This is a genomic window from Thauera sp. 2A1 (genome assembly GCF_009469595.2).
Taxonomy (GTDB): Bacteria; Pseudomonadota; Gammaproteobacteria; order Burkholderiales; family Rhodocyclaceae; genus Thauera.
Window position 1 is genome coordinate 1 of the sequence record NZ_SSXV01000006.1, and the last position, 24,274, is coordinate 24,274.

The 24,274-nt window shown below is 67.8% G+C and carries 22 protein-coding genes; 9 read left to right on the forward strand and 13 right to left on the reverse strand.

Annotated elements, in window-relative coordinates; translation table 11 throughout:
* Nucleotides 1-190 precede the first annotated feature (190 nt).
* Together GH664_RS07300 and GH664_RS07305 are read right to left on the reverse strand one after the other, a co-directional pair.
* Entirely contained in the window at nucleotides 191-982 is a 792-nt protein-coding gene (locus tag GH664_RS07300) for a hypothetical protein (RefSeq protein ID WP_153167396.1), read from the reverse strand.
* Nucleotides 983-1,298: 316 nt separating this feature from the next.
* On the reverse strand, nucleotides 1,299-2,738 hold the full coding sequence (locus tag GH664_RS07305; RefSeq protein ID WP_153167397.1) for a hypothetical protein: 1,440 nt from the start codon (nucleotides 2,736-2,738) through the stop codon (nucleotides 1,299-1,301).
* Between the two features lie 195 nt (nucleotides 2,739-2,933).
* Between GH664_RS07305 and GH664_RS07310 the strand changes: the two genes are divergently transcribed.
* Entirely contained in the window at nucleotides 2,934-4,088 is a 1,155-nt protein-coding gene (locus GH664_RS07310) for a benzoate/H(+) symporter BenE family transporter (RefSeq protein WP_153167398.1), read from the forward strand.
* A 19-nt stretch (nucleotides 4,089-4,107) separates the two neighbouring features.
* On the forward strand, nucleotides 4,108-5,001 hold the full coding sequence (locus tag GH664_RS07315) for a DMT family transporter (protein WP_153167399.1): 894 nt from the start codon (nucleotides 4,108-4,110) through the stop codon (nucleotides 4,999-5,001).
* A 114-nt stretch (nucleotides 5,002-5,115) separates the two neighbouring features.
* Here the strand turns inward: GH664_RS07315 and GH664_RS07320 are convergent, their stop codons facing one another.
* The 6 genes from GH664_RS07320 to GH664_RS07345 form a co-directional block, all read right to left on the reverse strand.
* Entirely contained in the window at nucleotides 5,116-5,364 is a 249-nt protein-coding gene (locus GH664_RS07320) for a formate dehydrogenase subunit delta (protein ID WP_153167400.1), read from the reverse strand.
* A gap of 8 nt (nucleotides 5,365-5,372) precedes the next feature.
* Entirely contained in the window at nucleotides 5,373-6,248 is an 876-nt protein-coding gene (fdhD, locus tag GH664_RS07325) for a formate dehydrogenase accessory sulfurtransferase FdhD (RefSeq protein WP_153167401.1), read from the reverse strand.
* A complete protein-coding gene (gene fdhF / locus GH664_RS07330; RefSeq protein ID WP_153167402.1) occupies nucleotides 6,241-9,117 on the reverse strand; it encodes a formate dehydrogenase subunit alpha in 2,877 nt (958 codons plus the stop codon). Before fdhF ends, fdhD begins: the two co-directional genes overlap by 8 nt.
* Before the next feature lie 30 nt (nucleotides 9,118-9,147).
* A complete protein-coding gene (locus GH664_RS07335) occupies nucleotides 9,148-10,698 on the reverse strand; it encodes an NADH-quinone oxidoreductase subunit NuoF (RefSeq protein WP_153167403.1) in 1,551 nt (516 codons plus the stop codon).
* Nucleotides 10,695-11,183 (reverse strand): formate dehydrogenase subunit gamma, encoded by a 489-nt coding sequence (locus GH664_RS07340; RefSeq protein WP_153167404.1) that lies wholly within the window; start codon nucleotides 11,181-11,183, stop codon nucleotides 10,695-10,697. Before GH664_RS07340 ends, GH664_RS07335 begins: the two co-directional genes overlap by 4 nt.
* Before the next feature lie 94 nt (nucleotides 11,184-11,277).
* A complete protein-coding gene (locus tag GH664_RS07345; RefSeq protein ID WP_153167405.1) occupies nucleotides 11,278-12,168 on the reverse strand; it encodes a LysR substrate-binding domain-containing protein in 891 nt (296 codons plus the stop codon).
* Nucleotides 12,169-12,245: 77 nt separating this feature from the next.
* On the opposite strand from GH664_RS07345, the gene GH664_RS07350 reads away from it, so the two are divergent.
* The gene (locus GH664_RS07350; protein WP_153167406.1) at nucleotides 12,246-12,866 is read left to right on the forward strand and encodes a 2-hydroxychromene-2-carboxylate isomerase; all 621 of its coding nucleotides are present in this window, start codon (nucleotides 12,246-12,248) and stop codon (nucleotides 12,864-12,866) included.
* Between the two features lie 2 nt (nucleotides 12,867-12,868).
* On the opposite strand, the gene GH664_RS07355 is transcribed toward GH664_RS07350, so the two are convergent.
* Complete coding sequence (locus GH664_RS07355; RefSeq protein WP_153167407.1) at nucleotides 12,869-13,558, reverse strand: hypothetical protein; 690 nt, start codon at nucleotides 13,556-13,558, stop codon at nucleotides 12,869-12,871.
* A 97-nt stretch (nucleotides 13,559-13,655) separates the two neighbouring features.
* Between GH664_RS07355 and GH664_RS07360 the strand changes: the two genes are divergently transcribed.
* Complete coding sequence (locus GH664_RS07360; protein ID WP_153167408.1) at nucleotides 13,656-15,587, forward strand: ATP-binding cassette domain-containing protein; 1,932 nt, start codon at nucleotides 13,656-13,658, stop codon at nucleotides 15,585-15,587.
* 169 nt (nucleotides 15,588-15,756) lie between these two features.
* Here the strand turns inward: GH664_RS07360 and GH664_RS07365 are convergent, their stop codons facing one another.
* Complete coding sequence (locus GH664_RS07365; RefSeq protein ID WP_153167409.1) at nucleotides 15,757-16,947, reverse strand: HD-GYP domain-containing protein; 1,191 nt, start codon at nucleotides 16,945-16,947, stop codon at nucleotides 15,757-15,759.
* A 191-nt stretch (nucleotides 16,948-17,138) separates the two neighbouring features.
* On the opposite strand from GH664_RS07365, the gene thrH reads away from it, so the two are divergent.
* The 3 genes from thrH to GH664_RS07380 all read left to right on the forward strand — a co-directional run bounded on the left by thrH (nucleotide 17,139) and on the right by GH664_RS07380 (nucleotide 19,346).
* The gene (thrH, locus tag GH664_RS07370) at nucleotides 17,139-17,747 is read left to right on the forward strand and encodes a bifunctional phosphoserine phosphatase/homoserine phosphotransferase ThrH (RefSeq protein ID WP_153167410.1); all 609 of its coding nucleotides are present in this window, start codon (nucleotides 17,139-17,141) and stop codon (nucleotides 17,745-17,747) included.
* A gap of 62 nt (nucleotides 17,748-17,809) precedes the next feature.
* Complete coding sequence (gene purU, locus GH664_RS07375; RefSeq protein WP_153167411.1) at nucleotides 17,810-18,685, forward strand: formyltetrahydrofolate deformylase; 876 nt, start codon at nucleotides 17,810-17,812, stop codon at nucleotides 18,683-18,685.
* 76 nt (nucleotides 18,686-18,761) lie between these two features.
* Nucleotides 18,762-19,346, forward strand: a complete 585-nt coding sequence (locus GH664_RS07380; RefSeq protein WP_153167412.1) for a histidine phosphatase family protein — start codon at nucleotides 18,762-18,764, stop codon at nucleotides 19,344-19,346.
* Nucleotides 19,347-19,411: 65 nt separating this feature from the next.
* Here GH664_RS07380 and GH664_RS07385 read toward each other — a convergent pair whose 3' ends face one another.
* The 3 genes from GH664_RS07385 to GH664_RS07395 are packed head-to-tail and all read right to left on the reverse strand — an operon-like array spanning nucleotide 19,412 to nucleotide 21,993.
* The gene (locus tag GH664_RS07385) at nucleotides 19,412-20,845 is read right to left on the reverse strand and encodes an ammonium transporter (RefSeq protein WP_153167413.1); all 1,434 of its coding nucleotides are present in this window, start codon (nucleotides 20,843-20,845) and stop codon (nucleotides 19,412-19,414) included.
* Between the two features lie 14 nt (nucleotides 20,846-20,859).
* Nucleotides 20,860-21,198: a P-II family nitrogen regulator gene (gene glnK / locus GH664_RS07390; RefSeq protein WP_096450309.1), complete on the reverse strand. Its 339-nt coding sequence runs from the start codon at nucleotides 21,196-21,198 to the stop codon at nucleotides 20,860-20,862.
* 57 nt (nucleotides 21,199-21,255) lie between these two features.
* On the reverse strand, nucleotides 21,256-21,993 hold the full coding sequence (locus tag GH664_RS07395; RefSeq protein WP_153167414.1) for a TorF family putative porin: 738 nt from the start codon (nucleotides 21,991-21,993) through the stop codon (nucleotides 21,256-21,258).
* Nucleotides 21,994-22,311: 318 nt separating this feature from the next.
* Here GH664_RS07395 and GH664_RS07400 point away from each other — a divergent pair, with 318 nt between their 5' ends.
* Nucleotides 22,312-22,569 carry an accessory factor UbiK family protein gene (locus GH664_RS07400; protein ID WP_153167415.1) on the forward strand — a complete coding sequence of 86 codons (258 nt, stop codon included), beginning with the start codon at nucleotides 22,312-22,314 and terminating at the stop codon, nucleotides 22,567-22,569.
* A 93-nt stretch (nucleotides 22,570-22,662) separates the two neighbouring features.
* A complete protein-coding gene (locus tag GH664_RS07405; protein WP_153167416.1) occupies nucleotides 22,663-24,162 on the forward strand; it encodes a YifB family Mg chelatase-like AAA ATPase in 1,500 nt (499 codons plus the stop codon).
* The last annotated feature ends 112 nt before the right edge of the window (nucleotides 24,163-24,274 follow it).

Sequence of the window (24,274 nt, forward strand, 5' to 3'; positions counted from 1 at the left end):
GGGCTCATGACACTTCTCCTTGAACGCGGGGACATCCCCGGTTTCAAGGTAGGTCGTCGTCGCAGACGTCATGAAAAACGCGGTGGCGCTTGGGTTCGCGGCCACCGCGTCAGCGGTTTAGTTCAACATTTGAAATGAGCGGCCTCGCGCGGCTTTTCGCGCGAGGTCCGCTCGATTGATGGGTTGGGCATCACTTCTTCTTCGCCCTCCGCAACATGGCCTCCGCACTCTCTGCTGGCTTGCAGTTAAGCGCCTTTTCATACTCGACCAGCAAGCTTCTAATTTCCTTTTCGCAGTCAGGCAGGGCAAGCCTTCGAGAGATAATTTCAGTGGCCATGATTGCCCGATAAACGTAAGTGACGAGTTGATCGGCCCATTCCGCCATGCGAGGAGTGCCAAGCATGCCGGACATATGAAAACACGGCGGATTCCCGCCGTACATTTCCATGATGTGCGGATAGGCCCCATGAACGTATCCCGAAAACGCCTTGTGCACGGTGGAAACCGTATGCTGGGCATCGTGCGGGTTTAGTTCATCTTTTGCGATTTGCCCGAATGCTGCATTGATCTTTCGACGAGGCACGTTGTCTCGATCCTTTGCCGTTCCCAAAGGATTGTCGGGGTCTTCAAATTCTTCGCGAAAGAAGTCGTCAAACATTCGTTGCTGATCCTTGCTCGGCGCATCCGTCCCAAGAGGCTTTACAAAGAACATGATCTCGAAGAAGAAGTCGTCCGCCATTCGGCATAGGGCGCCAATCTCTTGCACGTACCCACGCCGAAAAAGAACTAGTGAGGCGTTTAGAGTGCTTACGAGCTTCACACCTTTCAGATAGCACAGCAGCACGTCGGAATACTGTTGATGCCGAAAGAACATCTGGTTCCCGACCTTTGCTCGGATCGGGGCCTCAATGGCGCGTCCCATCTGGTCGTAGTAACCCGCCAGTTTCGCTAGAGTCGATTCAAGGAAATCAGCGAGCGGCATGTGATGCCCAACTTTGTTTTCTGGTGACGGTTCTACGGCAGAACATCAGAATGCAGGATAAGTTGCTCTACAAGTTACTGTTTCAAGGGAGAAACTATGCGCAAGGCAGAGCAACAAGACAGTAAAAGCATCAACTGTCGGCATAGTGGATTGATCCGATCCATGTGGCACGTAGGCGGCGAGCATACCTCCTCGTGCGGATGGCCGCTATCTGGGTCGAGTTGCGACTGGCGCCTTCTGGCCGCTAGTACTCCCTCGCCCTACCGCCAGATAGCGGACACACGACCTCACCGCTGCGGTCGCGTTAGCGGCAAGCTCATTCAGCCGCTCGGCGGCGATCCGCGAAAGCCTTGTCGACGGACTTTGCAGTGGCCTCGAAGATCGCGTTCCACGTGGCATCCGCCTGCCCCGTCGGGTCCGCAAGTTCATTGACCCGGCCGTAGGCGAGCAGTCGGCGGCCTGCGTACTCGGCAAATCCCCCGTTACTGTCGAGCATGCCCAGCAACCGTTCCCGATTTTCCTCGGGCAGCTCATCCGCCCGATCGCCCATCGGCTCGTAGTGATTGGATGCGCTCCACATCACGGCCGAATACGCGGCCAGGGCGCGACCGGTCGCTTCATGGTCGCCGAGCAGCAGGCTCACGTGAATCAGGAGCTGAATGTGCGCGACGAAGAGCGGCAGGCTGTCGATCGGGCCGGTCTGGCCGGCCTCGACGAGCTTGGCGAGCGCGTGCGACATCTCGCGCAGTCGATCGAGCTCACTTCCTTCGGCGGCGGGGTAGAACGCGAAGTCGAGCGTGGTCTCTCGTTCCCCGGGCTTGAGTTCGGAATGGCTGTCATCGATGCGCTGCCTGACGGCTTCGATGTTCGCCTTGAACTCGTCGGGGCGCATCACGGTGAACACGTCGGCCAGGGCTTCACGGAGCTGTGCGGCGGTCAGCGACGGTGCCCCGCCCGGTTTGCTCCAGATCGTGCTGCCCGCCTTCCCGTCCATGGCTTGCTGGAGGTCGAGCTGCGACGCCTTCTTCTCGAGCGCTTGCTCATCGAATACGACTGTCACCCGGTCGCGGTATCGCGCGTCGCGCAGTTGTTCGAGTTCCCACAGGGCGCTTTCGGTGATCGACGACACGTAGACGATGAAATGGTCCATCCGCGGAATCAGTTCGAGCACCCCGCGTCGCCAATGCAGCGCGTTGAGGTAGAGGGCGGCCGGGCGCTGGCTGATCCACCGCATCATCTTGTCCAGGTTTTCGTAGTACCGCTCTGCGGTCACCGTCTCCGAATCGACCTCCTTGGGGCTGAGGATCTTGAACAGCGGGCGCTGCAGCAGCGCCGGCAGATCCAGCGTGAAACCCGTCGTATCCCAGGTCGAAATCCCCGCCGCCACGCCGCCGCCGGTCGTGAACGCCGCCTCGAAGTCGTAGCCCCGCAGATAGAGCACCCGCTTCGCATCGTCGCGGTGCTGGAGTCGCGCGTTTGCGGTGGTGTGGCACAGAAGCACGTACAGGCACACGCCAACGACATCTGTCAGCGCGTTGTAGTCGAGGGCGCGGAAATCGATCAGCATCGCGCGGCCCAGCGGCGTGGGTTGCGTCAGCCCCTCGTTCATGCCGTCGCGGTATTGCTGGTTCAGCGCGGCCACGATCGACGACAGATGGTTGTGGAACTTGCGATGGACGTAATAGCCCAGCAGCTTCCGGGAGGCCTCATCGAGCAATCTGAAGTCGACGGGCGCGGCGGCGGTCGGACTGGTCATCGGCGCTCCTTGCGATTCGGCATGAGAAAACCCGGGCCCGAGAAATCGTCTTGAATATAGCCCAGCCCATGCCTGTCGACCGGACGCCTCTATAATCCTGGCCGACGCTCATCCTGATTTGCTCGATGGGCATGTTCCTCCGATGAGCCCGAGCGGGCGGGGGACGTTCTCCGCCAAGGGTTTCCAATCCACTCCATGCGCACCTATCTCGCTCCGATCTCCGCGGGCTTCGTCACCGTCCTCGTCGGCTTCACCAGTTCCGCCGCCATCGTGTTCCAGGCCGCGGCGGCGGCGGGGGCGACGGCGGCGCAGATCAGCTCATGGATGTGGGCGCTGGGGCTGGCGATGGGGGTGACCTGCATCGGGCTGTCGCTGCGCTATCGCGCGCCGGTGGTCACCGCATGGTCGACGCCGGGGGCGGCGCTGCTGGTGACGGCGCTGGCGGGGGTGAGCCTGGCGCAGGCGACCGGGGCCTTCATCCTCTGTGCGGTGCTGATCCTGCTGGCGGGCGTCACGCGCGGCTTCGAACGCGTCATGGACCGCATCCCGCCCGGCATCGCGGCGGCGATGCTGGCCGGCGTGCTGGTGCGCTTCGGCATGGAGGTGTTCGTCGCGATGGGGCAGCGCTTCGGGCTGGTGCTGGCGATGTTCCTCGCCTACCTGATCGCGCGCCGGCTGCTGCCGCGCTACGCGGTGGTGCTGGTGCTGGCGCTGGGCAGCGTGATCGCGGCGGCGCAGGGGTTGCTGAACTTCGGCGCGCTGCGGCTGGAGATGGCGGCGCCGGTGTTCACGATGCCGGAGTTCGACCTGCGTACGACGATCGGCGTCGGCGTGCCGCTGTTCATCGTCACCATGGCGTCGCAGAACGTGCCGGGTGTCGCGGTGCTGCGCGCCTCCGGCTATGGCGGCGTGCCGGTGTCGCCGGTGATCGGCTGGACCGGGGCGGTGAGCCTCATCCTGGCGCCGTTCGGCTGCTACGCGATCAACCTCGCGGCGATCACCGCAGCGATCTGCACGGGGCGCGAGGCGCACGAAGATCCGGCGAAGCGCTACTTCGCCAGCGTGTTCGCCGGGGTGTTCTACCTGCTGGTGGGGCTGTTCGGCGCCACCGTGGGCGCGCTGTTCGCCGCCTTTCCGCGCGAGCTGGTGCTCGCGATTGCCGGGCTGGCGCTGTTCGGCACCATCGGCGGCGGGCTGGCCACGGCGATGAAGGATGAGGCGCAGCGCGAACCGGCGCTCGTCACTTTCCTCGTCACCGCGTCGGGTCTGTCGCTGGGCGGTATCGGCTCGGCGTTCTGGGGCGTGGTGGCAGGGGCGATCGCGCTCGTCATCCTGAACTGGCGCAAATAGGCGAAGGAAAACCGCATCGATGCCAACCAGAACCCACCTCGACCGCTTCGCCATCGGACTGCTGATCCTGTTCTGCACGATCTGGGGCGTGCAGCAGGTCGCGGTCAAGATCGCCAACGCCGGCATCTCACCGGTGTGGCAGGCGGGCTTGCGTTCGATCGGCGCCGCAGTGCTGGTGTGGGCGTGGGCCATGGCGCGCGGCATACGTCTGTTCGAGCGCGACGGCACCTTGTGGCCGGGGCTGATCGCGGGGCTGCTGTTCTCCGGCGAGTTCGCGCTGCTGTTCTGGGCGCTGGAGTTCACCACCGCGTCGCGCGGTGTGATCTTCCTCTACACCGCGCCCTTCGCCGTCGCGCTGGGCGCGGTGTGGCTGCTGCCACAGGAGCACATGCGGCGCGTGCAATGGGTGGGCATGGGGCTGGCGTTCGCCGGCGTGGTGGCGCTGTTCGGCGAGAACCTGCTGCGCCCGGCGGGGCAGGCGTGGATCGGCGACCTGATGATGCTGGGCGCCGCGGTGTTCTGGGCGGCCAACACGCTGACGATCAAGGTCTCGGCGCTGGGGCGCTCCTCAGCGGAGAAGATGCTGCTGTACCAGCTCGGCGTCTCGGCGCTGGCCTTGCCGATGCTGTCGTGGCTGTTCGGCGAGCCCGGCGTGTTCGCGCCCACGCCTGCGGTGTGGGCAAGCCTCGCGTTTCAGATCGTGGTGGTGGCTTCGGCCAGCTATGTGGGCTGGTTCTGGCTGATCCGCCATTACCCGGCGACGCGCCTGTCGTCCTTTTCCTTCCTGACGCCGGTCATGGGCGTGCTCGCCGGCGGCCTGCTGCTGGGCGAGCCGCTGACGCCGGCGGTGTTCATTGCGCTGGGGCTGGTCGGCGCCGGCATCTTCATCGCCAACCGTCCACCACGCGGCTGAGGTGCGGCCTCCTCCCGCTGCAGTCTCGTGTAGGAGCGCGCTTGAGCGCGACCGGGCCGTGGAATCGCGGTCAAGCCCGCTCCTACACGAGCGATTCGTCGACGTAGAGGGGCGTCATTCCCTGGCGGTTGTAGGCTGTGCGAGGTGCTTGCGTGCCGCGTCGGCCACCAGCGTGTGCAGGCCGTGCGTTTCGCCTGCGTCGCCACCCCTGGCGACGCAGGCGAGCAGTTCGCGGCGCATCTGCGGCGTCCAGAACATCTGGATGTGTTTGGCGATCGCGGCCTGCGCCTCGGCCTGGTCGGGGTATGCGGCGAAGTAGTCGCCGATGCGGTTGGCCATGCGCACGAGGTTGTCGAGGTCCATGAGGGCGTCTACGCAGTGAGGGATTCGGGAAAGGTGTAGGCGGTGCAGCGCTCGCCACGGGCGAAGCCGATCAGCGTGAGCCCGGCGGTTTCAGCCAGCCGCACCGCATGGGCTGTGGGCGCGGACACCGCGGCGAGCGCGCCGATGCCTGCCGAGGCAGTCTTGTGCACCATCTCGTAGCTGGCGCGGCTGGTGACGAGCACGAAGCCGGTTCGCGGATCGCCACCCCAGCGCAGCAGCGCGCCGATCAGCTTGTCGAGCGCGTTGTGGCGGCCGACGTCCTCACGCACCAGCAGTACCTCGCCATCGGCCGCCACCCAGGCGGCGGCGTGGGCGCCGCCGGTGCGGCGGTGCAGCGGCTGGTCGTCGTTCAGCTCTGTCAGTCCGCGCGCGAGTGCGGCGCGCGACAGCGCGAAGCGATGGGGAAGCCGCGCCACCGGCCGCATCGCGGCGGCCAGGCTGTCGACTCCGCACAGCCCGCAGCCTGTCCTGCCGGCGAGCGAACGGCGGCGCAGCTTGAGGTGGGCGAAGCGCTCCGCAGCGAGTTCGATGCGGATCTCGATGCCTTCGCCGGTCGGCACGATGTCCATGCCGTAGATGTCAGAGCGCGTGGGGACGATGCCCTCGGTGAGGCTGAAGCCGTAGGCGAAATCCTCCAGGTCGGACGGCGTGGCCAGCATTACCGCGTGCGAGATGCCGTTGTACACCAGCGCGACGGGCGTCTCCTCGATCAGGGTGTCGTCCACCGCATGCGGCCGCTGCTGCCCGCCACCCGACCAGGCCGATGCCGGCACGACGACATGATCGGGCGGCAGCGCCGCGTCGGCCGCGTCGTCGGCGTCGGGCAGCGTGAAGTCGACGGGGCGGGTGCGCGGCTCAAGCATCGACGCGATCCTTGCCGGTTTGGCGCTGGCCCTTCAGGTAAGCCTGCTGGCGCTCCGCGAAATCGCGGTGGCGTTGCTGCCATGCCGAGGGCTGGCTCACCTTCACCACCTGCACCGCGGTGACCTTGTACTCCGGGCAGTTGGTCGCCCAGTCGGAGTTGTCGGTGGTGATGACGTTGGCGCCCGACTCCGGGAAGTGGAAGGTGGTGTAGACCACGCCCGGCTGCACCCGCTTGGTGACGGTGGCGCGCAGCACGGTTTCGCCGGCGCGGCTCGCTACGCCCACCCAGTCGCCGTCCGCGATGCCGCGTTCTTCGGCGTCATGAGGGTGGATTTCCAGCTTGTCCTCGGCATGCCACACGATGTTGGCGGTGCGCCGCGTCTGCGCGCCGACGTTGTACTGGCTGAGGATGCGGCCGGTGGTGAGCAGCAGCGGGTAACGCTTGTTGGCGCGCTCGTCGGTGGGCACGTAGGCCGTGAGCATGAAGCGGCCCTTGCCGCGCACGAAGTGGTCAACGTGCATGATGGGCGTGCCGTCGGGCGCTTCGTCGTTGCACGGCCACTGGATGCTGCCCAGCTCGTCGATGCGCTCGAAGCTCACGCCGTGGAAGGTGGGTGTGAGGCGCGCGATCTCGTCCATGATCTCGGACGGATGGGCGTAGTCCATCGGGTAGCCCAGCGCCTTCGACAAGGCGCAGGTCACTTCCCAGTCCGCCATGCCCGCCAGCGGCGGCATCACCTTGCGCACGCGCGAGATGCGGCGCTCGGCGTTGGTGAAGGTGCCGTCCTTCTCGAGGAAGGACGAGCCGGGCAGGAAGACGTGGGCGTACTTCGCCGTCTCGTTGAGGAAGATGTCCTGCACCACCACGCATTCCATCGCGCGCAGCGCGGCTTCCACATGCTGGGTGTTGGGGTCGGACTGGGCGATGTCCTCGCCCTCGATGTAGAGGCCGCGGAAGCTGCCGTCCAGCGCCGCCTCGAACATGTTGGGGATGCGCAGGCCGGGTTCCGGATCGATCGACACGCCCCAGGCCTCCTCGAACTGGCTGCGGGTGGCGACATCGGAAAGATGACGGTAGCCGGGCAGCTCGTGCGGGAAGGAGCCCATGTCGCACGAGCCCTGCACGTTGTTCTGGCCGCGCAGCGGATTGACGCCCACGCCCATGCGACCGACGTTGCCGGTGACCATCGCCAGGTTGGCGATCGCCATCACCATGGTCGAGCCCTGCGAGTGCTCGGTGACGCCGAGGCCGTAGTAGATGGCGGCATTGCCGCCGGTCGCATACAGCCGCGCCGCGCCGCGCACCGCTTCTGCCGACACGCCGGTGATCGCCGCGGTGGCCTCGGGCGAGTTTTCCGGGCGGGCGACGAAGTCCTTCCACTGGCGGAAGGCGGCGTCCTCGCAGCGCTCGGCGACGAAGGCTTCATTGACCAGCCCTTCGGTGACGATGACGTGCGCCAGCGCGTTGGCGATGGCGACGTTGGTGCCGGGCATCAGCTTCAGGTGGTAGTCGGCCTGCACGTGCGGCGTCTTCACCAGCTCGATGGTGCGCGGGTCGATCACGATCAGTTTCGCGCCTTCGCGCAGCCGGCGCTTGAGCAGCGAGCCGAACACCGGGTGGCCTTCGGTCGGGTTGGCGCCGATCACCATCACCACGTCGGCCTGCAGCACCGATTCGAAGGTCTGCGTGCCGGCCGATTCGCCCAGCGTCTGCTTGAGGCCGTAGCCGGTGGGCGAGTGGCATACGCGCGCGCAGGTATCGACGTTGTTGTTGCCGAAGGCGGCGCGCACCAGCTTCTGCACCAGGTAGGTTTCCTCATTGGTGCAACGCGAGGAGGTGATGCCGCCCACCGCGTTGCGGCCATACTTGACCTGGATGGCGCGGAACTCGTTGGCGGCATGGTTGATCGCTTCTTCCCAGCTCACCTTGCGCCAGGGTTCGTCGATGCTGTTGCGGATCATCGGCGTGGTGATGCGGTCGGGGTGGGTGGCATACCCCCAGGCGAAGCGGCCCTTCACGCAGGAATGGCCCATGTTCGCCTTGCCGTCCTTGTGCGGCACCATGCGCACCACCTCGTTGCCCTTGACCTCGGCCTTGAACGAGCAGCCGACGCCGCAGTAGGCGCAGGTGGTGATCACGCTCTTTTCCGCCTGGCCCATCTGGATGACGCTCTTCTCCATCAGCGTCGCGGTCGGGCAGGCCTGCACGCAGGCGCCGCAGGACACGCATTCCGATTCCAGGAAGGGCTGGTTGGTGCCGGCGGCCACGCGCGAGTCGAAGCCGCGGCCGGAGATCGTCAGCGCGAAGGTGCCCTGGATCTCCTCGCAGGCGCGCACGCAGCGGTTGCAGACGATGCACTTGGCCGGGTCGTAGGCGAAGTAGGGGTTGGAGACGTCGGGCGCGACCGCGCTGGCCTTGTCGAAGTGGTTGCGGCCATCCATGCCGTAGCGCACTTCGCGCAGGCCGACCACGCCGGCCATGTCCTGCAGTTCACAGTTGCCGTTGGCCGAGCAGGTCAGGCAGTCGAGCGGGTGGTCGGAAATGTAGAGCTCCATCACGCCGCGCCGCAGCTCGGCGAGCTTCGCGCTCTGCGTGCGCACCACCATGCCGGCTTCGACCGGTGTCGTACAGGACGCCGGATAGCCGCGCCGGCCTTCGATCTCGACCAGGCACAGCCGGCACGAGCCGAAGGGCTCCAGGCTGTCGGTGGCGCACAGCTTGGGGATGCGGTTGCCGGCGAGTTCCGCCGCGCGCATCACCGAGGTGCCTGCCGGCACGGTCACGCGCTCGCCGTCGATGACCAGCGTCACCATCTCGCTGGAAGTGCGCTTGGGCGTGCCGTAGTCGGGTTCGCGAAAGATCGTCATTGCTCTGTCTCCTCGCCGCGCTCGTGCCATTCAGGCCGCTGCGGTCTTGTCGATGCTGAAGTCCTCGGGGAAGTGCTTCAGCGCGGACTGCACCGGGTAGGGCGTCATGCCGCCCATCGCGCACAGCGAACCGGCCAGCATGGTGTCGCACAGCGAATTGAGCAGCGCGATGTTCCGCCCGCGTTCCTCGCCGGCGATGATGCGGTCGATGACTTCCACGCCGCGCACCGAGCCGATGCGGCAGGGCGTGCATTTGCCGCAGGATTCCACCGCGCAGAAGGCCATCGCGTGGCGCGCCATCTTCGCCATGTCCACCGTGTCGTCGAAGGCGACGATGCCGCCGTGGCCCACCATCGCGCCCATCGCCGCGTACTGCTCATAGTCCAGCGCCACGTCGAACTGCGACGCCGGCACATAGGCGCCGAGCGGCCCGCCCACCTGCGCGGTGCGCAGCGGCTTGCCGCTGAAGCTGCCGCCGCCGTAGTCCTCGAGCAGTTCGCGCAGCGTGACGCCGAAGGCCTTTTCCACCAGCCCGGTGTGGCGCAGGTTGCCGGCGAGCTGGAAGGGCAGGGTGCCGCGCGAACGGCCCAGGCCGTAATCGCGGTAGAAGGCGGCGCCGCGCGCCAGGATGATGGGCACCGTGGCCAGACTCATGACGTTGTTGATCACCGTCGGCTGCCCGAACAGGCCGGACACCGCCGGCAGCGGTGGCTTGGCGCGCACCACGCCGCGCTTGCCCTCGAGGCTCTCCAGCATCGAGGTCTCCTCGCCGCAGATGTAGGCGCCGGCGCCCAGGCGCACGTCGATGTCGAAGGCGTGGCCGCAACCGGCGACGCTCGCGCCCAGCCAGCCGGCGGCGCGGGCGCGCTCGACGGCGGCCTGCAGCGTGCGGAAGGCGTGCGGGTATTCGGAGCGCACGTAGATGTAGCCCTGCGTCGCACCCACCGCGAGGCCGGCGATGGCCATGCCTTCGATCAGGCAGTAGGGGTCGCCTTCCATCAGCATGCGGTCGGAGAAGGTGCCGGAGTCGCCTTCGTCGGCGTTGCAGGCGACGTATTTCTGCGCCGCCGGCGTGTCGAGCACGGTCTTCCACTTGATGCCGGTCGGGAAGGCGGCGCCGCCGCGGCCGCGCAGGCCGGAATCGGTGACTTCCTTCACCACTTCGGCCGGCGCCATCACGATCGCGCGCTGCAGGCCGTCGAAGCCGCCGTGCGCGAGGTAGTCGTCCAGGCTCAGCGGGTCGGTGATGCCGACACGGGCGAAAGTCAGGCGCTCCTGGCGGGCGAGGAAGGGAATCTGGTCGGTCGGGCCGTGGCACAGCGAATGCGCCGCGCCCTGCTGGAAACCGGCATCGAACAGGCCGCGCACGTCTTCCGGCTGCACCGGCCCGTAGGCGATGCGGCCCTGCGGCGTGTCGACCTCCACCAGCGGCTCGAGCCAGAACAGGCCGCGCGAGCCGTTGCGCACGATGTCGACGGCGATGTCGCGCACCGCCGCTTCATGCCGGATCGCGCGCGCGACCTGCTCGGCGCCCAGTGACAGCGCGCTGGAATCGATCGGGACGTAGATGCGGATGCTCATGCCGACGCTCCTTCCGTCTGCTGCAGCTCATGTAAGACCGCGTCGAAGCGGCGCCCGTTCATGCGGCCGAGGATGTCGTCGTCGACGCGCATCGCCGGCGAACAGGCGCAGTTGCCCAGGCAATACACCGGCTCCAGCGTCACCGCGCCATCGGCAGTGGTTTCGTGGAAATCGACGCCCAGCTTCGCCTTGACGTGGGCTTCGAGGGCTTCGGCGCCCATCGCCAGGCAGGACTCGGCGCGGCACACCTGCACGACGTGGCGGCCGGGCGGCGTGCGGCGGAAGTGGTGGTAGAAGCTGACCACGCCCTGCACCTCGGCGCGCGACAGGTTCAGCGCCGATGCGATCATCGGCAACGCCTCGTCGGGCACGTAGCCATAGGCGTCCTGGATCGCGTGCAGCATGGGCAGCGTGGCGCCGGGCAGATCACGGCGCGCGTCTATGAGTGCGGCAAGCCCCGCCGCCGAGGGAGTCTCCTTCGTCATTGTCTTCACACCTTGCGCAAGTGTTGTGTGACATGACGATAGGCCGGCACCGTGTTCGTGCCAAGCGAATTATTTAGAAGAGGTGTTTGGTTTTTTAGAATGCATTGACGAGCGTGCCAGCCTGCTCGAGCAAGGCGGCGATCATGGTGGGACGCGGCTCCCGCGCCAGCGTGACGAGGCCGGTGTGCCATTTCACCGCCGGGCCGACCAGGCGCAACGCGTGGAAGCCGCTCGGCGCACCGATCAGTTCCAGCACGCTGCGCGGCAGGATGCTGCCCCACGGTCCGGCGCGCACGTGGGCCAGGATGCTGAGGATGGAGTTCGTCTCCAGGCTGATCTGCGGTGCGCAGCCCAGCTCGCCGAACACGCGGTCTATGGTCTGGCGGTTCTGCATGTCGCGCGACAGCAGGCACAGCGGCTGCTGCGCCGCGTCGCGCCAGGCGATCTCGGCCTGTGCCTGCAGCGGGCCGCCGCTGCGCGTCAGGAAGGCGAGGTCTTCCTCCCAGATCGGCAGGCAGTGCAGGTCACCCGCGCTGCCCGATTCCACATACAGGATGCCGGCCTCGAGCTCGAAGCTGCGCAACTGCGCGAGGATGCTTTGCGTGCTGGCCGAGCGCACCTCGATGTTCACCCGCGGGTGGCTGCGCGCGAAGGGCGCGGTGAGCGCCGAGATCACCGCCAACGCGGTCGGGATCACGCCGATGCGCAACTGCCCGCTGAGTCCGCCGCGCATCACGTCCAGCGCCTGGCGCAGGTCCTCGGCGTCGGCTACCGCGCGCTTGGCGTGCGCCACCACGCACTCGCCCTCGGGCGTGAAGCCGGCGAACTGCTGGCCGCGCTCGACCAGCACCACGCCCAGCTCCTGCTCGAGGTCACGGATCGCGGTCGATAGCGTGGACGGCGACACATGGCAGCTTGCCGCCGCCTTGCCGAAGTGGCGCTCGCGGGCGAGTGCGATGAGGTAGAGGTATTTGCGCGCGATCATGGGGCGAGCGTACATCCGAACGCGATGCCGTCAGGCATCGACTATATTGGCAGCGTCAACTTTTCCGGCTGCCGACCATGCCCCGTCCCACCATCGAGTTCTGGTTCGAGTTCGCCAGCACCTATTCCTATCTCACCGTGATGCGCATCGGCGAGGCGGCGCGGCAGGCCGGGGTCGATCTCGAGTGGAAGCCCTTCCTGCTCGGCCCGGTGTTCCTCGCGCTGGGCTGGAACGACTCGCCGTTCAACATCTACCCGCCCAAGGGGCGCTACATGTGGCGCGACCTCGCGCGGCTGGCGCACAAGTATGACCTGCCGCTGCGCCTGCCCAGCCGTTTCCCGCGCAATGGGCTGCTGGCGGCGCGGGTGGCGCTGGTCGGCGCCCGGGAGGGCTGGGTCGAGCCGTTTGCGAAGGCGGTGATGACGGCGAACTTCGCCGAAGATCGCGAGATCTCCGAGCCGACGGTGATCACCGCCATCCTGGATGCGCTGGGTCTGCCGGCGGACGACATCCTGCAGCGGGCGCAGGCCGAGTCCAACAAGACCGCGCTGCGCGAGCAGACCGAGCGCGCGGTGGAACTGGGGCTTTTCGGCGCGCCCAGCTTCCGTGTCGATGGCGAACTGTTCTGGGGCAACGACCGTCTGGAGGATGCGCTGGCCTGGGCGAGCGGCGGGCAGCGCCTGCCGCCAGCGGGCTGAGCTCAGCGCTTGCCTGCGGCGTCGCGTGCCTGCTGTTCCTCGTATTCGCGCATGCGCTTCTCGTAGCGCGCGCGGTCTTCCTCCGCCTGGCGGGCGCGTTTGGCAGCGTCGGCTTCGGCCCTGGCGCGCTGGCTTGCCCGGACGGCGTCCTTTTCCGCGCGTGCCGCCGCGGCGTCGCTGCCGGCCTTCTCCAGGCCGGCTTCGCGCTGCGCCCGGATGCGCTCGGCCTCGGGGGTCGGCTTGACCGTCGCCTCGCTGGTGGAGGACGGGCCTGCGGGCGTGGTCGGCGCAGTGGTCACGTCGCCGTGGCCGGCGGCGTCGGCTGCGCGCTGGCGCTCGGCCTGTTCGATGCGGCGTGCCTCGGCTTCGATTTCCCGTGCCTTGCGAATCTCCTGCAGTCGCTCGGTCTTGGCCTTGTCGATACAGTCGTTCACGAGGAACTTCCTGTAGCAGCCTGCTTCCGTGCGCAGGTAGGTCGCCTCCGCCGCCTGCCGCAGGGCCTGGCCCTGCTCCTTGAGGCGTGCGGCCTGCTGTGCCGGGGTCTCCTCGGTAGCACCGGGCCGCTGCGCTGCCGGATCCGCATCCCTTGGGGCGGCGGCGTCCTGTGACGCAGGCTCCCCGGCCCAGGCTGGAGCCAGCGGGGCGCAACAGGCAGACAGGGTCAGCAGCAGGGCGGCGAGACGGCGGGACATGCGCGGCAACTCCAATGGGTTCGGGCGAAGAGCTCGGCTGGGCGCGTAGAATACCGCCTTTATTTCATCGGGCGCGCCTGTGCGCTCGTTTCAAGACGTGATCAGCCTCCGCAACCTGCGCCTCGCCCGTGGCGCCAAGACCCTGATCGAAGGCGCCAGCCTGCAGATCTTCCCCGGCTGGAAGGTCGGCCTCACCGGCGCCAACGGCAGCGGCAAGTCCAGCCTGTTTGCCATGCTGCGCGACCAGTTGCACCCCGACCAGGGCGACCTGGAGATGCCGCCCGCCTGGGTGATCGCCCATGTGGCGCAGGAGACGCCCGGCCTGCCGCAGCCGGCGATCGACTACGTGCTCGACGGCGACGCCGAACTTCGCCGCATCGAGTCCGACCTCGCTGCGGCCGAAGCGGCCCACGATGGCGGCCACATCGGTGAACTCCACGCCCGCCTGCACGAGATCGGCGGCTACGCGGCGCGCGCCCGCGCCGCGGCGCTGCTCGACGGCCTCGGCTTCCTGCAGGCCGACATCGAGCGGCCGGTGGCGGACTTCTCCGGCGGCTGGCGCATGCGGCTCAACCTGGCGCAGGCGCTGATGTGCCGCTCCGACCTGCTGCTGCTGGACGAGCCCACCAACCACCTCGACCTCGACGCGGTGATCTGGCTCGAGGCCTGGCTGCGTGACTACCGCGGCACGCTGCTGCTGATCTCGCACGACCGCGAGTTCCTCGACGCCTGCGTGACGCACATCGCCCACATCGAGCAGCAGAAGCTCACGCTCTACAGCGGCGGCTACTCCGACTTCGAGCGCCAGCGCGGCGAGCGGCTGCTGCAGCAGCAGGCGATGTTCGACAAGCAGCAGCGCGAGATCGCGCACATGGAAGACTACATTCGCCGCTTCCGCGCCAAGGCCACCAAGGCCCGCCAGGCGCAGAGCCGGATCAAGGCGCTCGAGCGCATGGAGCGCATCGCCGCGGCACATGTGGACACGCCTTTCAGCTTCGCCTTCCGCGACGCGCCACCGGCGCCCGATCCGCTGCTGCAGATCGAGGATGGCGCGGTGGGCTATGGCGATAAGCTCGTGCTGGAGCACATCGGCATCACCTTGCGTCCCGGCGAGCGCGTCGGCCTGCTCGGGCGCAACGGCGCGGGCAAGTCGACGCTGATCAAGTTGCTGGCGCATGAACTCGAACTCGCCAGCGGCCGCCGGCTGGAAGGCAAGGGCCTCGCCACCGGCTACTTCGCCCAGCATCAGCTCGAGACCCTGCGCCCGGACGAATCCGCCCTGCAGCACATGGTGCGGCTGGACCCGCAGACGCGCGAACAGGAACTGCGCGACTACCTCGGCGGCTTCGACTTCCGCGGCGACGGCGTGGGTGGCACCTCCACCCCGGCGACGACGCCCTGCGGCCCCTTTTCTGGCGGCGAGAAGTCCCGCCTGGCGCTGGCGCTGCTGATCTGGCAGCGCCCCAACCTGCTGCTGCTCGATGAACCCACCAACCACCTCGACCTGGAAATGCGCCACGCGCTGACGATGGCGCTGCAGGACTACGAAGGCGCCATGGTGCTGGTGTCGCACGACCGCGCGCTGCTGCGCGCCACCTGCGACCGCTTCCTGCTGGTCGATAGCGGCCGCATCCAGCCCTTCGACGGCGATCTCGACGACTACCGCGACTGGCTTGCCACGCGTCGCGCCGAAGTCGCCGCCGCCGCGGCCTGTCCCGACCAGGCGGCCGACAAGGCTGCGCGCAAGGCCGACCGCGCCCAGGCCGCCGCCGACCGCCAGGCACGGCTCGCCGCGCGCCGGCCGCTGGTGAAGGAGATCGAGCAGATCGACAAGCGCCTCGCGGCGTGGAACAAGGAGAAGGCCGAGATCGACGGCAAGCTCGCCGACCCGGCGCTCTACACCGGCCCGCAGGCCGGCGACGTGCCCGCGCTCAACAAGCGCCAGGCGGAGCTGGCCGAGCGCATCGACGAAGCCGAGCTGCGCTGGCTGGAACTGCACGAGGCGCTGGAAGCGATCCCGGCCGATTGATCGAAGTGCCGTGTAGGAGCGGGCTTGACCGCGACCGGCGCGCGAAGTCGCGCTCAAGCGCGCTCCTACGGCGGGACAGCGATGTTGCTGTACGAGCGGGCTTGACCGCGATGGGGAGTGGCGGAGGGCGGGCTTCAGCCCGCCGGACGCGCGCATCGCCTCGACCCGCTCAGCTTGGCAGCCAGCGCGCCGTGTCGATGTTCCAGACTGCGAAGTCCTCGTAGCCGACGATCTGGTCCTGCGAGCGTCGCAGGTCCACATCCTCCGGCTGCAGGTAGTGGCCGGCGGTGTGGAAGATCACCTTCACCGTCGGCTGCATGGGCTTGTCGGCGTGCTGCGCCTGCACCACCGCCAGCCGGCGGCTTTCCAGCCTCACCAGCGAGCCGGTGGGGTAGATGCCCACCGAGCGGATGAAGGCCTGCACCAGCGTCGGCTTGAAGTGCATCGCCGACCATTCGAGGATCTTGCGCAGCGCCTCGGTGGGCGGCATGCCCTTGTGATATACGCGATTGGACGTGATCGCGTCATAGACATCGACGATGGCGCCCATCTGGCCATACAGGCTGATCGCCTCGCCCTTGAGCCTGTTGGGGTAGCCGGTGCCGTCGTGGCGCTCGTGATGCTGCGCCGCGACGTCCAGCGCGATGTCGCTGATGCCCGGCGTCGCCTGCAGGATGATCTTGCTCTGCACCACGTGGTTCTTCATTTTTTCGAACTCTGCGTCGGTCAGCCGGGCCGGCTTGTTCAGGATCTCGTCCGGCACCCTGGCCTTGCCGACGTCGTGCAGCAGCGCGCCGATCGCGATCTCGCGGATGATCTCGCGCGGCAGCTCCAGCGTGCGCGCGAAGGCGGTCATCAGCGCGCATACCGACACCGAATGCTGGAAAGTGTAGTTGTCGTGCTGCTTGAGACGCGCCAGCGGCAGCAGCGCGTCCTGCTGGGTGAAGATCGAGTCGACAATGCGCGTGACCAGCGGCTCGACCTTCTCCAGCTCGATCTGCTTGCCGAGGCGGATGTCGACCAGCATGTCGCGCACGATCTGCGTCGCCTCGCGGTGCAGTGCGCGGGCGCGCTCGAAGGCGTTGGCGGCCTTCGAGCCCGTGCGCACGGCCGGCGCCTCGCCGCTTGCAGGCGCGGCTGCCGGGGCCGCCGCCGGTGCCAGCGGCAGGGCGTCGGGATCGAGCCCGCGCGCGGTGTCGACATAGACCTCGCGCACGCCGATCGCGCGAACCTTGCGCACATCGTCCTCGCCCTCGACCAGGAAGCGGTTGCGCACGAAGTCGTGCTGCAGCCAGCCGCAGTTCAGGTCGTGGATGTACATGCCGGGCCGCAGCCGGCCGATGGGGATCAGCTTGATCACGGGCGCCCTGTGAGCCTTGGTGAGTGCGCGGATTATGGTTCGGCCGCGGCGCCTTGTGCGCACGTTCGCGCGCCGAGCCGGAAATTCCTTCACGGCCGGTCCGCTGCGGCAATCGAGCGGACGCGACACCGCGTGGCGGACGGGGGGCTGATAGAATCGCGCCTTCCCCGAATCTGCCCCAGGAGCCTGCGGTGCGTATCGTCTGTCTCGACCTCGAAGGTGTGCTCGTCCCCGAAATCTGGATCGAATTCGCCGAACGCACCGGCATTCCCGAGCTGCGTCGCACCACGCGCGACGAGCCGAACTACGACACGCTGATGAAGTACCGCCTGAACATCCTGGCGGAAAGGAAGCTCGGCCTGCCCGACATCCAGGAAGTCATCGCCAGCATGGGGCCGATGCCCGGCGCGCGCGAATTCCTCGACGAGCTGCGCGACGCCTACCAGGTGGTGATCCTGTCCGACACCTTCTACGAGTTCGCCAAGCCGCTGATGAAGCAGCTCGGCCTGCCGACGCTGTTCTGCCACAGCCTCGAGGCCAACGCCGACGGCATCCTGGTGAACTACCACCTGCGCATGCCCAACCAGAAGCAGGAGGCGGTCAGGCGCTTCAAGGAGCTCAACTTCAAGGTCGCTGCCGCCGGCGACTCCTACAACGACACCGCGATGCTCGGCGAAGCCCACGGCGGCATCCTGTTCCATCCGCCCGAGAACGTGATCCGCGAATTCCCGCAGTTCCCGGTGGTGCGCGATTACGCCGGGCTGCGCGCCGAGATCGACAAGGTCTTCGCACGCGTCTGAGCGTCGCCCCGCGCCCGTCGCCTGGCACGCGACGCCTCACATCTGCCGCTTCACTCCCCAACATGCACCGCGAACGCTTCTACACGCTTTCCGCTTCCTGCCCCGACCGCGTGGGCATCGTCGCCAAGGTCTCCGGTTTCTTCGCCGGCCACGGCGGCTGGATCCTCGAGACGTCCCTGCACGCCGAACGGCCCGACAACGGCGATGGGACGGGCCGCTACTTCATGCGCGTCGAGATCAAGGCCGACTCGCTGCCCTTCCACCTCGCCGAGCTGCGCGAGCGCTTCCGGCCGCTGGCCGAAGAGCTCGCCATGGACTGGAAGATCACCGATTCGGCGGTGAAGAAGCGGGTCGTGCTGCTGGTCAGCAAGCAGGAGCACTGCCTGTACGACCTGCTGGCGCGCTGGCAGTCGAAGGAGCTCGACATCGAGATCCCGTGCGTGATCTCCAACCACGACACCTTCCGCGGCTTCGTCGAGTGGCACGGCATCCCGTTTCATCACGTGCCGGTCACCGCCGACAACAAGGCCGCCGCCTATGCCGAAGTGCAGCGCATCTTCGAGGAAGTGCGTGGCGACACCATGGTGCTGGCGCGCTACATGCAGATCCTGTCGCCCGCGCTGTGCGCCGCCTATCCGGGCCAGATCATCAACATCCACCACAGCTTCCTGCCCAGCTTCGTTGGCGCCCGGCCCTACCATCAGGCCTGGGCCAAGGGCGTCAAGCTGATCGGCGCCACCTGCCACTACGTCACCGCCGACCTCGACCAGGGCCCGATCATCGAGCAGGACGTGATCCGCATCGACCACTCCGACACCGTCGACGACATGGTCCGCTACGGCAAGGACATCGAAAAAACCGTGCTCGCCCGCGGCCTGCGCTACCACCTTGAAGACCGCGTGCTGGTGCACGGCAACAAGACGATCGTGTTCCGCTGACCTCGTCCCTGCCCGATGAACCCGATCGCTACATTCATGGTCGGAGCAGATCATCAACCGACCGGGCAGGCCCGTGATGAGATTGCTGGCGACGACGCTATTCATGCTTGTGCTGCTGCCGGTGTCGGCGAGGAGCGCCGTCCATGGGCCTGAACCTTCGCACCTGTGGGCCGCGCTGCTCGATGGCCGGCATGTCGCGCTGATGCGGCACGCCACGGCGCCCGGCATCGGCGACCCGGAACACTTCCGGGTCGATGACTGCTCGACCCAGCGCAACCTGTCCGAGGCCGGGCGCCGGCAGGCGGAGGCCATCGGCGAGCGCTTCCGCGCGAACGGCATCAGCCGTGCCGCGGTGTTTTCCAGCCAGTGGTGCCGCTGCCTCGACACCGCGCGGCTGCTGGGCCTGGGCGAGGTGACGCCGTTCGCCGGGCTCAACTCCTTGTTCCGCGACGGCGGTCGTGAGGCCGCCAGCAGCGACGCCGTGCGCGCGCTTGTCGCGCGCGAATCCCGCCCCGGGCGCGCGCTGGTGCTGGTCACCCATCAGGTGAACATCACCGCCTTGAGCGGCGTGCATCCGGCGCCGGGCGAGATCGTGGTGATGCACGTCAAGGGCGATACGCTCGAGGCGGTCGGAAGTGTGCGGGCTGAGCCGGGGAACTGACGTCAGTGAACGCAAGACGGGCGCCCCGCAGGGCGCCCGTCCGTGGATTGCCGCTTCCCGGTGTGTTACATGTGGTACGCGGTTTCGCCGTGGGAGGTGATGTCGAGGCCTTCGCGCTCTTCGTCTTCCGGCACGCGCAGGCCGATCACCAGATCGACGATCTTGTAGGCGATGAAGGAGACCACGCCCGACCAGATGATCGCCACGCCCACGCCCCACGCCTGGCTGGTGACCTGCGCGACGGTGTCGAACGGGGCGACGGCGTTGGCGACGTAGTCATACACGCCGACGCCGCCGATCGCCGGGTTGGCGAACACGCCGGTCAGCAGCGCACCGAGGATGCCGCCCACGCCATGCACGCCAAACACGTCGAGCGCATCGTCCGCACCCAGCAGGCGCTTGAGGCCATTCACGCCCCACAGGCAGATCACGCCGGCGAGCAGGCCGATGACCAGCGCGCCGATCGGGCCCACCCAGCCGCAGGCCGGGGTGATGGCGACCAGGCCCGACACCGCACCGGAGGCCGCACCCAGCAGCGAGGGCTTACCCTTGATCAGGCCTTCGGCGAAGATCCAGGACAGCGTCGCGGCGCCAGTGGCGACCATGGTGTTGAGGAAGGCGAGCGCGGTGAGGCCGTTGGCTTCGAGGTTGGAGCCGGCGTTGAAGCCGAACCAGCCGATCCACAGCAGCGAGGCACCGACCATCGTCAGCGTGAGGCTGTGCGGCGCCATCGATTCGCGGCCGTAGCCGATGCGCTTGCCCACCATGAAGGCGCCTACCAGGCCGGCGACAGCGGCGTTGATGTGCACCACGGTGCCGCCGGCGAAGTCGAGCGCGCCCTTCTGGAACAGGAAGCCCGCGGTCGCAGCCGCCGCCTCGCCCGCGGCGGCATCGGTGTAGGCATCCGGGCCGGCCCAGAACCACACCATGTGCGCCATCGGCAGGTAGGAGAAGGTGAACCAGATCACCATGAACAGCAGCACCGCGGAGAACTTCATGCGCTCGGCGAAGGCGCCGACGATCAGCGCCGGGGTGATGGCGGCGAAAGTGGCCTGGAAGATGATGTAGACGTATTCCGGAATCGCCACGCCCTTGCTGAAGGTGGCCGCGACCGAATCCACCGTGACGCCGTTGAGGAACAGCTTGGAGAAGCCGCCGAAGAAGGCGTTGCCCTCGGTGAAGGCGAGCGAGTAGCCGTAGATGAACCACAGCACCATCATCAGCGAGAAGATCACGAAGACCTGCATCAGCACCGACAGCATGTTCTTCGCGCGCACCAGACCGCCGTAGAACAGCGCCAGACCGGGGATGCTCATCAGCCCGACCAGCGCGGTGCATACCAGCATCCAGGCGGTGTCGCCCTTGTTGACCACCGGCGCCGCGACGGCGGCCGCGGCCGCGACGGCCTGCGCTGCCGGGGCGGCGACGTCCTCGGCCCAGGCGCTGCCTGCCAGGGCGAGGCCCAGCGCCGGCAGCAGGATTGCAAGCAGTTTGTTCATTTTTTCAATCTCCCTTACAGCGCATCGGTGCCGGTTTCGCCGGTGCGGATGCGGATGGCCTGCTCCAGGTCGAAGACGAAGATCTTGCCGTCGCCGATCTTCCCGGTGGCGGCGGACTTCTCGATGGCTTCGATGGCCTGGTCGAGGATGTCGTCGGAAATCGCGGCTTCGATCTTCACTTTGGGCAGGAAGTCGACGACGTACTCGGCGCCGCGGTACAGCTCGGTATGGCCCTTCTGGCGGCCGAAACCCTTGACCTCGGTGACGGTGATGCCCTGCACGCCGATCGCGGACAGCGCCTCACGCACTTCGTCGAGCTTGAAAGGCTTGATGATGGCGGCGATGAATTTCATTGCGTTCTCCTTGGCAGCGACCGCCTTCCGGGCGGCCGCAAGGGGTTCGGGTCAGGGTCAGAAGGCGCGGCTGATGGACAGGATCACGCGCTCGCGAGCGAGCTTGGCGTTGTTGACGTCGGTATCGACGTAGAACAGGCCGATGTCGAAGCCGCCCAGCGATTGGGTGGCGCCCAGCTTCCAGTCGTTGTACGACACGCCGTTCTCGATCTTCTGGCGGCCGATGTGCGCCGACAGCTTCAGGCCCGGCATCACTTCGTGGCTGGCGCCGAGGTCGAAGTACTGGCTGCCGTCGGAGTTCGGCGCGCCGAACAGGTCGGTGAAGGCATAGGAATACTTGAAGGTGAGGAATTCCCACGACACGCCGATGTAGCCTTCCAGCGTGTGCGGCTTCTTCAGGCCGGAGTCGGCACGCCAGCTCGCGCTGTAGTTGCCCGGGTAGTAGTACTGCAGCAGGCCGACGTCGTAGCCGATGGGGCCCGCCGTGCCCTTGTAGCCGGCGTAGAGATCCAGTTCCAGGCTGTTGCCCGGCGACTTCGAGGCCTTGATGTCGTTCAGCCAGGACACGTTCGAACCCCACACTCCGGCATACAGACCGCTGGAGTGCGCATAGTCGAAGCCGCCCTGCAGCGCCAGCTTCTCGTCGGTCTGGCTCCAGCCACGGTAGGCGTAGTCGGAAACGATGCCCACGTTGGCGGTGAAGGGGCTGGCTTCCTCGGCGTGCACCGAGCTGGCGAGGGGCAGGGCGGCGAGCAGCGCGGCGAAGGGGGCTGCGGTCAGGGTACGGGTGATCATTGTTTTCTCCTGTGAAGGGTGACAGTGCTGACGGGTTTCCCTTAGCAGGCGCCGTGCCATCTTCGTGCAAGGCGCGCGGATGAAGGGTTTCGGGGCTGTGCCGGGTCTCGGGCGGGGCGCCGTGATGCGGTGCAGCACAGGAATGGGTGCTTTCTCGTGGTGCGGATGCACCATGTCGGTGCGCGCTTCCTGCCGCCAGACCAGATTCGGTGCCCGAGCGGCGTTGATCCGGCCGAACCCATCGCAGGGCTGGAAACCGCCTCGAAACCTGCGTGCTAAACTCGCGGCCATCCACCAACCGGTCGTGAATCCTCCGCCATGAGCACTCCCCGCTTCCTCGACGAAATCGGTTCCAAGCTTTCCGAACTGGCTGCCAACAGCCCCGCGCGCGACATCGAGAAGAACGTGAAGGCCCTGCTCGGCAGCGCGTTCAGCCGCCTCGACCTGGTCACGCGCGAGGAATTCGACGTGCAGCGCGACGTGCTCGCGCAGGCGCGGCAGAAGCTCGGCGAGCTCGAGGCGCGTGTCGCCGAACTCGAAGCCCGCCTCGCAGCCGGCGGCGACAAGCCCGCCTGAGCGCAGCGCGGCGTCGGCGACGCCCTATTATTCTTTTGTCATTGATCGGCGGTCTCCGCTAGACTGGGCGCCCTACCCAGCCCGGAGACCCGCATGTCGCTCGCGCTCGTGCGCACGCGCGCACTCGACGGCCTCGACGCGCCCGAGGTCACGGTCGAGGTCCATCTGGCCAACGGCCTGCCGGCCTTCAATCTCGTCGGCCTACCCGACACCGAGGTGCGCGAGGCGCGCGACCGTGTGCGTGCGGCCATCCTCACCTCGCAGTTCGAGTTTCCCCAGCGCCGCATCACCGTCAATCTGGCGCCGGCCGACCTGCCCAAGGAAGGCGGGCGCTTCGACCTGGCCATTGCGGTGGGTATCCTCGCCGCCTCGGGGCAGATCGATGCCGCGCGCCTCAACGACACCGAATTCTGCGGCGAGCTGTCGCTGACTGGCGGGCTGCGCGCGGTGCGTGGCGTGCTGGCGGTGGCGCTCGCGGCGGCGCGCGCGGGGCGTGGCCTGATCCTCGCCGCCGAGAACGGTGCCGAGGCTGCGCTCGCGCGCGAAGCGAAGGTGCTGCCGGCGACCAGCCTGCTGGCGGTCTGCGCCCACCTGAACGGCCACGAAGCCTTGCACAGGCTCGATGCGGCGCCACCCCCGGCGGACGCGCAGGCGGCGCCCGACCTCGCCGACGTGCGCGGCCAGTTGCAGGCGCGGCGTGCGCTGGAGGTGGCGGCGGCCGGCGGCCATTCGCTGCTGATGTTCGGTCCGCCGGGCACCGGCAAGTCCATGCTTGCCCAGCGCCTGCCCGGGCTGCTGCCGCCGATGGACGAGAGCGAGGCGCTCGAGAGTGCAGCGGTGTTCTCGCTCGAGGGCCGCTTCGATCCTGCGGCCTGGGGGAGACGGCCATTCCGGGCGCCGCACCATTCCGCCTCCGCCGCAGCGCTGGTGGGCGGCGGCGCGCTGCCGCGCCCCGGTGAGATCTCGCTCGCCAACCACGGCATCCTGTTCCTCGATGAACTGCCGGAGTTCGATCGCCGCGTGCTGGAGTCGCTGCGCGAGCCGCTGGAGTCCGGCATCGTCACCGTGTCGCGCGCGCGCCGGCGCGCGGAGTTCCCGGCGCGCTTCCAGCTCGTCGCGGCGATGAACCCCTGTCCCTGCGGCTACGCCGGCCATCCGACGCGCGCCTGCCACTGCACGCCGGACCAGGTGGCGCGCTACCGCGGCCGGCTGTCCGGGCCGCTGATGGACCGCATCGACCTCACCGTCGAAGTGCCGGCGCTGGCGCATGAGGAACTCGCCGCCGCAGCGCCGGGCGAGGCTTCGCTGGCGGTGCGCACACGTGTGTCGCAGGCGCGCGCGCTGCAGCGCGAACGCCAGGGCGTGCCGAACGCCCGCCTCGAACCCGGCCGGGTGGCCGCGATGTGCGCGCCCGACGCCGCGGGCGCCGACCTGCTGAAGCAGGCGATGGACCGCCTCAACCTGTCGGCGCGCGCCTACCACCGGGTGCTGCGCGTGGCACGCACGCTCGCCGATCTCGCCGGCGCCGAGCGCCCCGGGCGGGTGCATGTCGCCGAGGCCATCCAGTACCGGCGCAGCCTGGATGGGCGGTGAGGGACCTTCGGTCGCGTCCGGCCCCATAGGCCACACGCTATAATCGCGCCGGCCTGACGGTCATGGGCCGTCCCTGGCCCTCCATCCTTCCCCATTCCGCGCGAGTGCCGCT

Bases quoted from the DNA above. Each gene is read 5' to 3' on its own strand.
- GH664_RS07300 (WP_153167396.1), bottom strand. From the start codon at position 982: ATGCCGCTCGCTGATTTCCTTGAATCGACTCTAGCGAAACTGGCGGGT.
- GH664_RS07305 (WP_153167397.1), bottom strand. From the start codon at position 2,738: ATGACCAGTCCGACCGCCGCCGCGCCCGTCGACTTCAGATTGCTCGAT.
- GH664_RS07310 (WP_153167398.1), top strand. From the start codon at position 2,934: ATGCGCACCTATCTCGCTCCGATCTCCGCGGGCTTCGTCACCGTCCTC.
- GH664_RS07315 (WP_153167399.1), top strand. From the start codon at position 4,108: ATGCCAACCAGAACCCACCTCGACCGCTTCGCCATCGGACTGCTGATC.
- GH664_RS07320 (WP_153167400.1), bottom strand. From the start codon at position 5,364: ATGGACCTCGACAACCTCGTGCGCATGGCCAACCGCATCGGCGACTAC.
- fdhD (WP_153167401.1), bottom strand. From the start codon at position 6,248: ATGCTTGAGCCGCGCACCCGCCCCGTCGACTTCACGCTGCCCGACGCC.
- fdhF (WP_153167402.1), bottom strand. From the start codon at position 9,117: ATGACGATCTTTCGCGAACCCGACTACGGCACGCCCAAGCGCACTTCC.
- GH664_RS07335 (WP_153167403.1), bottom strand. From the start codon at position 10,698: ATGAGCATCCGCATCTACGTCCCGATCGATTCCAGCGCGCTGTCACTG.
- GH664_RS07340 (WP_153167404.1), bottom strand. From the start codon at position 11,183: ATGACGAAGGAGACTCCCTCGGCGGCGGGGCTTGCCGCACTCATAGAC.
- GH664_RS07345 (WP_153167405.1), bottom strand. From the start codon at position 12,168: ATGATCGCGCGCAAATACCTCTACCTCATCGCACTCGCCCGCGAGCGC.
- GH664_RS07350 (WP_153167406.1), top strand. From the start codon at position 12,246: ATGCCCCGTCCCACCATCGAGTTCTGGTTCGAGTTCGCCAGCACCTAT.
- GH664_RS07355 (WP_153167407.1), bottom strand. From the start codon at position 13,558: ATGTCCCGCCGTCTCGCCGCCCTGCTGCTGACCCTGTCTGCCTGTTGC.
- purU (WP_153167411.1), top strand. From the start codon at position 17,810: ATGCACCGCGAACGCTTCTACACGCTTTCCGCTTCCTGCCCCGACCGC.
- GH664_RS07380 (WP_153167412.1), top strand. From the start codon at position 18,762: ATGAGATTGCTGGCGACGACGCTATTCATGCTTGTGCTGCTGCCGGTG.
- GH664_RS07385 (WP_153167413.1), bottom strand. From the start codon at position 20,845: ATGAACAAACTGCTTGCAATCCTGCTGCCGGCGCTGGGCCTCGCCCTG.
- glnK (WP_096450309.1), bottom strand. From the start codon at position 21,198: ATGAAATTCATCGCCGCCATCATCAAGCCTTTCAAGCTCGACGAAGTG.
- GH664_RS07395 (WP_153167414.1), bottom strand. From the start codon at position 21,993: ATGATCACCCGTACCCTGACCGCAGCCCCCTTCGCCGCGCTGCTCGCC.
- GH664_RS07400 (WP_153167415.1), top strand. From the start codon at position 22,312: ATGAGCACTCCCCGCTTCCTCGACGAAATCGGTTCCAAGCTTTCCGAA.
- GH664_RS07405 (WP_153167416.1), top strand. From the start codon at position 22,663: ATGTCGCTCGCGCTCGTGCGCACGCGCGCACTCGACGGCCTCGACGCG.